This window comes from Bradyrhizobium sp. CCBAU 11361 (genome assembly GCF_028128935.1).
Classification (GTDB): Bacteria; Pseudomonadota; Alphaproteobacteria; order Rhizobiales; family Xanthobacteraceae; genus Bradyrhizobium; species Bradyrhizobium niftali.
Genome location: NZ_LBJZ01000015.1, coordinates 1 through 9693, shown reverse-complemented (window position 1 = coordinate 9693; position 9693 = coordinate 1). Strand labels below are relative to the sequence as shown.

Genomic DNA, 9693 nt, shown 5'->3' with positions numbered 1-9693 from the left:
TCGCCGCGACACTGACTCGCCATCCTGATCGCCGCGCTCTTCCCACCCAGATCGTCGCGCTATACTACGCCAGCGAGGGACGTCCTTCGATCCCTCCGGAGCAATTGCTGAGCGCCTTGCTGTTGCAGGTGTTCTACGGCATCCGTTCGGAGCGCCAGTTGATGGAGCAACTGGATTACAATCTTTTGTACCGCTGGTTCGTGGGGCTGTCGCCGAGCCGGTCTGGGACCCGACCACCTACACCAAGAACCGGGAACGGCTGCAAAGCGGCGATGTGTTCACGAAGTTCATGACCCGGCTTCTGAACCATCCGCAGGTCAAGCCGCTGTTGTCGGATGAGCACTTCTCGGTGGATGGAACGCTGATCGAAGTCTGGGCCTCACAGAAGAGCTTTCGTCCCAAGGAGGGCAGCGGCGACGATCATGATGGCGCCAACTTCCATGACCAGAAGCGCAAGAACGACACCCATGCCAGTACCAGCGACCCTGACAGCCGGCTCTATCGCAAGGCGGCCGGACGGGAGGCCAAGCTTTGCTATATGGGCCACGCCGCCATGGAGAACCGGCACGGGCTGGCGGTAGCCGGCAAGTCGCGCATGCCAATGGTACCGCCGAACGCCGGGCTTCGGAGGCGATGCTGAAGGCGAGACGCAAAGCCGCAGGCCGCCGCATCACCGCCGGTGAGGACAAGGCGTACGATACGGCCGAGCATGTCGCCAATCTTCGCGCCATCGGCGTAACGCCGCATGTGACACAGAAACAAGCCGTCACCAAAACCGGCAAGACCCGCAACAGCGCCATCGATGAACGAACCACACGGCACCCGGGGTATGGCATGTCGCAGTCACGGCGAGCGATGGTCGAGTGCATCTTCGGGTGGGGCAAGCAGCACGGCACCATGCGCAAGACCAAACATCGGGGTATCGCCCGCGTCGCCGCCGACTTCCTGCTCAATCTGATCGCCTACAATCTGATCCGCATTCCCAAACTGCTGGCCCCTTAGCCGACCCGCGTCAGCGCACATCAACACCACCAACCTGGAAAATTACGGCCACCCCCGCCGCATCGCCTCAACAACGACCGACGAGAGCGCGAAAACCTGCCAGTTCAAGCTTTTTCAGCAGACTGCTAGTGGCTCTGCACAGTGATTTTGACAGGTTGGGTCCGGCGGTCAGATTAGCTCCGGCAGGAGTTTCGGATCAACGAGGACCTCGATGCTGCGGGGCGTCCTTGGCTGCCGTCTGATGAGGCCGGCGCGTTCTAGTGTCAGCACCATCTGGTGAACCGTAGGCGGGCTGACGCGGAAATATTCCTGGATGTCGGTTTCGGCCGGGGGCCTGCGATGCAGCCGGGTATAGAGGTGGATAAAAGCCAGATACTGCCCCTGCGTGGGCGTGAAGGGTTTTGTCGAAAGACTCACGCCGGCCATCCGATTCAGTTGTTCGTGCGTGCCTCGAACGAGGAGGCACGCCATGAATGTACGCTATCGGGTCGAACTCAGCCAAATTGAGCGCACCGATCTGAGGGCGCTGCTCAGCGGCGGCAAGCATGCGTCCCGCAAGCTCAAGCGAGCGCAGATTTTGCTAGCCGCCGATGCCGAAACCAGCGACGAGGAGATCGCAAGGAGCGTCGGCGTGAGCGGCTCGACCGTGTACCGGACCAAGCGACGCTTCGTGGAAGGCAATCTGGAGCGGGCGCTGAGCGAAGAGCCGCGTCCCGGGGCGGAGCGCAAACTCACGGGCAAGGAGGAAGCCTTGCTGGTGGCGACAGCCTGCGCCAGTCCGCCAAAGGGCCGTGCCCGCTGGACGCTAAAGCTGCTGGCGGGTGCGATGGTCAAGCTCACCGAACACAAGAGCCTGTCGCACGAGACGGTTCGGCGGCGCCTGGCCGAGAATGCCCTCAAGCCCTGGCGCAAAGACATGTGGTGCATTCCGCAGGTCGACGGCGAATACGTCGCCCGCATGGAGGATGTGCTCGACCTCTATGCCGAGGCGCCCGACTCCAGGCGGCCAGTGGTCTGCTTCGACGAAAGCCCGGTGCAACTCATCGGCGAAACGCGTCAGCCCATCCCGGCCAAGCCCGGCAGGCTCGAACGTTACGATTATGAGTATCGTCGCAATGGCACGCTCAATCTCTTCGTTCTCCTCGACGTGCATCGTCCCTGGCGCAAGGTCAAGGTCACCGAGCGGCGGGCGGCAAGGGATTACGCCCAATGCATGCGTGATCTCGTCGACATCCATTATCCCGACGCCGAGATCATCCGGGTAGTCCAGGACAATTTATCGACCCACTCCGCCGGCGCCCTCTATCAGGCGTTCCCGCCCGCCGAAGCCAGGCGGATTTTGCGACGGCTCGAGTTCCACTACACCCCAAAACACGCAAGCTGGCTCAACATGGTCGAGATCGAAATCGGCGTCCTGCGGGGCCAGTGCCTGGATCGCAGGATTGACGACCCCAAGCGACTGCGCCGCGAAATCACCGCCTGGGAGCGACAACGAAATGCCGCCCGCTCCCGCATCAAATGGATGTTCACAACAGACAAGGCTCGCGCCAAAATGGCTGGCGCCTATCCCGCCACTTCCAAAGAGTAATAATCACTGTGACGAGGTACTAGGCGTTTGCAAGCGATCCGCGTCGTGTGGTGGCAAGTGATTGTGGGTAGATAGCCAGGTGTCGGATCACAATGCACGTGTCCGGCAAGTGAAAGGTAAGCGTGCCAACCACCACGGAAAGGCTCGCGGGTAACAGCCGGTCCCCGCAACTCGCGCCGAACCGTCGGCCTATCCACAGCAGCCGGCTGCCAACCAGCCAACCGTTTCGGTTGGCCGCGTGCTCGCTCTCGCGGAGTCGTACACTTGGAGGACGTACCTGGCTGTGACCTGCCACTGCGCATTTCCTCCAGAAGGAGTTAGAGTCCGACCCGAAGAAGGACGGACAGTTGAAGCGAGCAAGGTTCACGGAAGAGCAGACTATCGCGGTATTAAAGGAGCATGAGGCTAGGGCGAAGACAGCCGACCTGGCTCGCAAGCACGGTCTTTCCGAGGCGACGATCTACAATTGGAAGGCCAAATTTTCTGGCATGGACGTTTCCGAGGCGAATCGGCTGAGGGCCTTGGAAGAGGAGAACGCCAAGCTGAAGAAGTTTCTAGCCGAGCAGATGCTCGACGCGGCCGCCCTTCGCGAGCTGCTTTAAAAAAAAGGTAGGGCCCGCCGCGAAGCGCGCTGCGGTCGCGCATCTGCAGGCCGTCATGAGCCTGTCGGAACGGCGGACCTTCGATCATCAGGGGCCGATCGGAAGATGATCCGCTATCGCTCCAGCCGTCCGCCGGACGCAGTTCTGCGTGGCCGATTGTGCGATCTCGCCAACGAGCGGCGGCGCCGTTTGTTCGTCCTACTGCGGCGGGAGGGCGAGCCAACGGCATGCGCGATGAACTGCTCAACGACCCCTGCCGCTGTATGAAAATGCAGTGGCAGGTCAACTCATCCGACCAAGATTTCGTAGACTTCCGGTCGAAACGCCTGGCGTGGCAATCTCGCGACCAGGTTCCCCTCAATAGATTGCGTCATATGTGGGCGTTAAAGAATGGTAAGGATGGTCGTTCGGCCTATGACCGGAACGACAGTTTGCCCGCGCGTCGACCTTACTACTTATAGGAGGAGCGAAATCACGCAGATTTACGGACTACCCGTCGGGGGTGGTCGCGATCGTCCTAGCGCGTAGTGTCTATCGCGCCCAGCATGTCTTTATGGCTGTCGAGAAACCTCGCGAACACATCAACGATGAACTCAGCATCGGTGTGACTCATCGCCGTAGAAATCGAAGCGGCAGAACCATGGGGCAGGATAATACCGTTGTCGCCAAAGAACCTCGATAGCTCCTTCATCACAATTGCTCCCGCGCTCCTTGGGTAAGCGTCGCGAAAGTTGTTCGGCACTTGTGCCATGGGGTGAATCCGGAACAGCGAAGCTGCTCCGGTCACGCATAGGGAGACGCCTCGGTTCAAGATCGCGCGACTTATCCCGTTGCGGACCAAGTTTCCAAGTTCCTCCAGATATACAAAAGCCGCATGATCCAAGTGCCGCATTGCGGCAACCCCCGCCGTCATGGACAGAGGATTAGCAGAGAATGTGCCGCCCTGCGGAAGTGATGGCAGGCCTGCCGAGGCATCGAAGACCTTCATCACGTCCTTGCGCCCGCCGATCGCTCCGATTGGCAAGCCACCCCCGATGATCTTGCCCATCGTAACGAGGTCCGGTACGAGGCCATATCGGTGAGAAGCTCCCCGGAAGCTCTGCCTGAGATTCAGAACTTCGTCCGCAATCACCAGAATACCGTACTTTCGAGCGGTGTCTTGGACCGCAGCAATGAACTCTGGTTTCGGCGTGATAAGACCACCGCGACTCGGCATCGGATCTAAGACGACGGCTGCAAGCTGCTGCGCATGCAATGACAATAACCGTCGCACACATTCAACTTCGTTGAAGGGCAGCACAATGACTTCATCGAGCACACTCGCCGGCATGCCGCGATACAAGGCCGTAGATGTAGGTGCCGCGGCATCGCCCCAATTTTCCGGTCTCGCCGCCAGACTCACCTCTGCCCAGTCGTAAGCTCCGTGATATGCACCCTCAAGCTTGGCAATTTTCGAACGCCCGGTGAACGCTCGCGCAGCCTTAATTGCAAAGAGCATGGCCTCAGTCCCCGTATTCACGAAGCGAACTCGATCAACGTGCGGTATTCGCTCGCAAAGGAGTTCGGCCAATTCGATCTCGCTCTCAGTCGGATTTGCGAAGCAGCTGCCACGCTGGAGCTGACGTGTTAAGGCCTCCACGACCGGGGCGAAGCCATGACCATGAATTAATGTCGTGAAGTTGCCATTTAGGTCGAGAAATCTGCGGCCATCGACATCGAACACATAACTTCCCACTCCGCGCTCAATATAGAGGGGGACTGAATCCCTCTCGACGGTAACTCGGGAGGTGCCGTCAGGAAATACCAACTTCGCGCGTCTAAACCTGCTTTTTGAGCCGAGCCCAACCCGAGCAGCCCCGGCCGTATCCAAGTCCGAAAATTCCTCGCGGCCTATCTTCATCGATCAACTTACCTTTTCTGCACTGGGCCGAGCGCCACCTGCCGTATGGCGGTCTGTTAGCGAGGCAGCCTTTCGAACATTAACCTACGACGCGTCCACCCTTCTCTGGAGTGACGACGGCCGATATCGCGAAGCTAAAACAGCGAAAGTCAAGGTAAATGACATCGCATGTCTCTTCTTCCGAACCGTTGAACGACAAACACTGCCAACTCGACACTCCAGCATCTCACCGCGATCCTAGCGATACCGCCAAAAACTGTTCAATACTTCGCCATTCTTTCGATATTTTACCTGCCGCTGCTTGCAGAGCGGGCCCGAGCGCCCGAGTCGCACCACGCTCGCCGGTTATCGCGTGGTCATCCTGGAGAACACCGGACTAAAGCAGCTCGCGTCCGTCCGAATGATCAACAAGGTTCCTTAACTCGTCGCCCGTTAGCCAAACAAGCAAATCGTTGTCCGCAATATCATATTCTACAAGCCGTAAGGTTGCCCCACCAGGCTCGTGATGCGTGTTCCCGTATTGCGCAAGAACTCCCTTGTCCAAGGTCCAGCCCCCGGCAAGCCCGCATACGAAGTCCGGATTCCACATCGCAAGCGATATGCCGCGCAATACGGCGGCCATGATCTTGGCCAGCCCCTGCCCTCTAAAGTCTTTACGTAGCCAGAAATCGCCGTGGTACGCTACTTTTCCCGTGATCTCCCGCGCGCTCGGCGCTGTGCAAATACATTGGTCCTGAGGATGCGCATGTATTTTCGGATCAGCATAAAATGCTCTTAAGGATTCAAGATGCGCTGCGAAGTTGCTGTGCGAAAGATCAAATAATCGAGCTGCTTCTACAAGCACCACTTCGCAGTTCTTGTCGGTACCTATCATCCAATATCCCTTGCCGGACTCAATTGGCGAGCGATTTGGCAGAAAACTAGGATATGTCGGCTTCTTCGTTGGAAGAGCTCGTGTGATCGAGAGATACTCATCAAAATCGAATCCGAGCGAGAGTTTGACGTTCTTCTCAGCCGCTGCGTCGTCGTATATTCGAAGGAAGCGCGATACTTGCAAAGGATTAACTACGCTCTTCATTGCTGAACCTCAGTCTTCTCGCGGATGCGGTGCGCGTGCAAGCCAGTGTTAAATCATTAGCAATGTCGCTTAAACACTACCAAGTCTGGTGAGGATGCTTGAGCAGAAGTGCTGAGCACCCGCTTGACGTGGACCAGAATTCAGCGGCGTTTTGGGCAACGGCCTTATTGACCATACCGGGGCTTGCATCGTGGTGCACGGGATGCATTGATTCGATCTCGCTTGGTGGGTCGTTCAACTGCAATCAGATGGAATATCCACTGACGCTCACGAGAACTTGTGAAGGTGCTCCGCCAGGACGAGAAAGGATAAGGAAACGCTGAACTTGTAACCGCCGGGCAAGATCAAGGTGAGCCTCAAAGGAGAAGGTCCAAAAAAGATTCATCGAGCCGCTTTCGTTCGGAAACCCTGCCTGCCGACACCGACAAACAAGCGCACCCAGCCAATGAGATCTGTCGGTGCGACGTTGTCGCTTCGTCGAACGCGCCTGCGAGACTACGATTGGTCCAGGGCCGACTGCATATTGACACCAGGGGTTCGATGCAGAGAGCCGCGAGTGCATCTATTCATAGTCGCGCTCCGCCCACCATGGAAAATAGTCCGGCATGTCGGCCAACACCGTATCCTTGAATACTGCGGGTCGCTTTTCCAAGAAGGCCAACACACCTTCCTTAGCATCCGCGGACCGCCCCCGCGCATAAAGGCCGCGGCTGTCGATCTTGTGAGCCTCCATGGGATCATCTGCGCCCAGCATGCGCCACATCATCTGCCGGATCAGGGCGATCGATACGGGTGCGGCTTTCTCGATGATCTCCCCAGCGAGCGCACGAGCCGCATGGAGCAACTGGTCAGCAGGCACCACTCTACTGACCAGCCGCCCCGCAAGTGCCTCCTGCGCTCCGAATACTCGTCCGCTGTAGCACCACTCCAGCGCCTGGCCGATACCGACGATGCGTGGCAGGAACCAACTCGAGGCGGCATCTGGCACGATACCACGCTGGGAGAACACAAAGCCGAAGCGCGCGGCCTCGCTCGCAAGTCGAATATCCATTGGAAGTTGCATAGTAACACCAATGCCAACGGCTGGCCCGTTCACCGCCGCGATCACAGGTTTCAAGCTTCTGAATATTCTCAACGTGAGCTGGCCGCCGCTGTCGCGCACTTTCGGGTCACTGTAATCGACCGCCCCATCGGGAAATCGTTTCGCCGACCCGAACCTTACGTCGGTGTCAAATGTATCGGCTCCGGGCGAAAGATCGGCGCCTGCACAGAAGGCGCGGCCTTCGCCTGTAACGATGATGGCGCGGATCTCGTCATCGTTGTCGGCGCAGTCGAAGGCATCAATCAATTCGCGTTCCATCGTGCCGGTACATGCGTTGAGCTGTTCCGGCCTGTTCAAGGTCACCGTGAGAATTTGCTCGACAACCTCGTATCTGATGGTTTCGTAGGACACGATCCCTCGCTCGCCGTTGTCTAGATCGACCGCGGAAGTCAGTTCCTACGGTTTCACTGTTTTAAGGTTTCAGCCAGCGCTTCCTGAAAGTCTGAAGCCCTCGATCCAGTACGTCGCGATCGACCGTGAGAGCAGGCAGGAACTCTACAACCTGACCACTTTGGTCCGCATCGTCGACTTATCAATCCCTTGGCAAAGGCCTGCCGAGCCGGCGATTCGGCGACCCCGGTGATTTGGCAATCTCAATCCCATGCCGCGTCCTTAAATAGAGAAGCCGTTTCCATACTGAGTTACGATTGTCGCTCGGTTCCGCATAAGCTCACCAATACGCCGAACCTCCTCTGGAAAGGTCCGGTCACGCCAATAGATATTTTCGGCTCACAATTATTTCCCCGCATCGTTGAGCTCCCCATAAGCGGGCGACTTGGTAAACGAGCACGCCTCTTTCGGTTCTTTACTATACCATCGGGGTTGGCGAACCTACTAGCCTTGATAGCATTCTGCGAGGAACGAGCGTTCTTCTTGAGAGATGAAGCCGGCTTCGCATATTGTAGACTGGCTTTGAATGACGGGAATTGAGGGTAGTTCCTGGTGCGCGTTCATATTTTCGATTTACGAGACTTCATAACAAGGAACAGGAGCATTCAATGTTTTACGCTCTAGCTGGGGACCCTCAACGACGGATGCGTGACGAGTTGCTCAATGAGATCCTGTTCTTCGAACTCGACGCCCACGCCAAATCGCCAACTCGGTCGCCGACTACAATCTCCAGCGTCCCCACTCGTCGCTGAAAATACCTGACCCCGCGGCCGCGTCGCCCACCTCACCGCACCGGACGATCGGCTGCGCAACCGAGACCAGCTCCGCCGATCGTCCGTTGCTCCACCCGCGCCACTTGACGCACAAACTCCGAGACTCTAACTCGCTGGATGAAAATTCAGTGGCAGCTCACAATCTCGGCAGTCCAGCGGCTCTCCCCTTTGAGGTGCCGTAAAATCAGGCATGGGCCCATTCGCGCAGACTCGCCCGGATGAAGCCCTTCTGCATTGCTGGTGGTCTAGACTTCGGGCTTGGTGCGGATGCGTTTGAGGCTGAGGCGCTTGCAGCTTTGCGAAAGGCAAGACGGCCGCCAAGTGGTCAAACGTTTCCAGGCCCTTCACTGCGGCCCGCAGGTGCCTTGATGTGTTTAAGAGGAGCAGCGTGTTGTTGCTCGGCCGACGGATGATGGTGATGCAAGTGCCGTCGAACAGTCGACGAAACAGGGAAGGATGCACGTCTCGGTCAACGATTTAGCGAGCTTTTGAAGCAAATTGGTGACGGGCATAGGCGTGGAGCATACGGTTCGGGTGCCATGATTGGGCGAACACGAAGGGGGCCTACCGCTTCTTGGAACGAGCGCGTGGAGGAGGCCAATTATCCTCCGCGGTCACTTCGCCGCCAAGCGCGCGTTACGATGATTATAGAGGCCCCACCCTCCTTATTCAGGACACGACGGAATTCTCCTACCAGCGCGCGATCGCGAGTGCTATTGGCGTGACCAAGAGCGTCAATAGCGGCCGGGACAAGGATGGCCGTTGGCGCCATCACACGGTCTGCGGAATGCCGATGCATTCCAGTCTCGCCGTGACTGTCGGGGGCCTGCCGCTGGGATTGGTGGCGGTGAAGTTCTGGACACGAAAAAGTTCAAAGGCGCGGCTCGGCTCAAGAAGAAGATTAACCCGACCGCAGTCCGATTGAGAAGGAGGAAAGCATTCGCTGGCTCGCCAATCTCAGGCAATCGATCGAGCGGCTCGGACAAGCCGGAGCGTTGCATTCATATTGGTTGACCGCGAAAACGACACCCACCAGTTGTATTTCCTGACACAGGAGCTTGGCGCTCACTTCCTTGCCCGCGCCTGCGTCGATCGGCTGGCCGACGATGGCGGTCATACGATTGCAACCGAGATGGAAGGCCCCGTGTCAAGCCTTGCATTACATCGACGTGCGCTAAGGACGTAAGCGGTGTGTCTCCCGCACCTTGTTCGGCGTGAGCTGATCGGCAACATGCGAGCCGTCATATACAGTAAGGTT

The 9693-nt window shown here is 58.0% G+C and carries 6 protein-coding genes and 2 pseudogenes; 3 read left to right on the top strand and 5 right to left on the bottom strand.

Features of this window, described 5'->3' with window-relative positions:
- Window positions 1–1002, top strand: a pseudogene (locus XI08_RS05600) (IS5 family transposase); the annotation flags it as partial.
- 168 nt (window positions 1003–1170) lie between these two features.
- Here XI08_RS05600 and XI08_RS05595 read toward each other — a convergent pair.
- Entirely contained in the window at window positions 1171–1419 is a 249-nt protein-coding gene (locus XI08_RS05595; RefSeq protein ID WP_333926995.1) for a LexA family protein, read from the bottom strand.
- 52 nt (window positions 1420–1471) lie between these two features.
- Here XI08_RS05595 and XI08_RS05590 point away from each other — a divergent pair, with 52 nt between their 5' ends.
- Together XI08_RS05590 and XI08_RS05585 are read left to right on the top strand one after the other, a co-directional pair.
- Window positions 1472–2590 carry an IS630 family transposase gene (locus XI08_RS05590; protein WP_271573690.1) on the top strand — a complete coding sequence of 373 codons (1119 nt, stop codon included), beginning with the start codon at window positions 1472–1474 and terminating at the stop codon, window positions 2588–2590.
- Between the two features lie 347 nt (window positions 2591–2937).
- Window positions 2938–3417 (top strand): annotated as a pseudogene (locus tag XI08_RS05585) (transposase); the annotation flags it as partial.
- 292 nt (window positions 3418–3709) lie between these two features.
- Here the strand turns inward: XI08_RS05585 and XI08_RS05580 are convergent.
- The 4 genes from XI08_RS05580 to XI08_RS05560 all read right to left on the bottom strand — a co-directional run bounded on the left by XI08_RS05580 (window position 3710) and on the right by XI08_RS05560 (window position 9552).
- Window positions 3710–5092: an aspartate aminotransferase family protein gene (locus tag XI08_RS05580; protein ID WP_271573689.1), complete on the bottom strand. Its 1383-nt coding sequence runs from the start codon at window positions 5090–5092 to the stop codon at window positions 3710–3712.
- Between the two features lie 376 nt (window positions 5093–5468).
- A complete protein-coding gene (locus tag XI08_RS05575) occupies window positions 5469–6170 on the bottom strand; it encodes a hypothetical protein (RefSeq protein WP_271573688.1) in 702 nt (233 codons plus the stop codon).
- 562 nt (window positions 6171–6732) lie between these two features.
- Window positions 6733–7623, bottom strand: coding sequence for a crotonase/enoyl-CoA hydratase family protein (locus tag XI08_RS05570; protein ID WP_271573687.1), 891 nt, complete (start codon window positions 7621–7623; stop codon window positions 6733–6735).
- Between the two features lie 1713 nt (window positions 7624–9336).
- Window positions 9337–9552 carry a hypothetical protein gene (locus XI08_RS05560; RefSeq protein WP_271573686.1) on the bottom strand — a complete coding sequence of 72 codons (216 nt, stop codon included), beginning with the start codon at window positions 9550–9552 and terminating at the stop codon, window positions 9337–9339.
- Window positions 9553–9693 lie beyond the last annotated feature (141 nt).

What these genes read in the sequence shown, in the direction of transcription:
- XI08_RS05590 (WP_271573690.1), top strand. Translation starts at nt 1,472, where the DNA reads ATGAATGTACGCTATCGGGTCGAACTCAGCCAAATTGAGCGCACCGAT.
- XI08_RS05580 (WP_271573689.1), bottom strand. Translation starts at nt 5,092, where the DNA reads ATGAAGATAGGCCGCGAGGAATTTTCGGACTTGGATACGGCCGGGGCT.
- XI08_RS05575 (WP_271573688.1), bottom strand. Translation starts at nt 6,170, where the DNA reads ATGAAGAGCGTAGTTAATCCTTTGCAAGTATCGCGCTTCCTTCGAATA.
- XI08_RS05560 (WP_271573686.1), bottom strand. Translation starts at nt 9,552, where the DNA reads ATGACCGCCATCGTCGGCCAGCCGATCGACGCAGGCGCGGGCAAGGAA.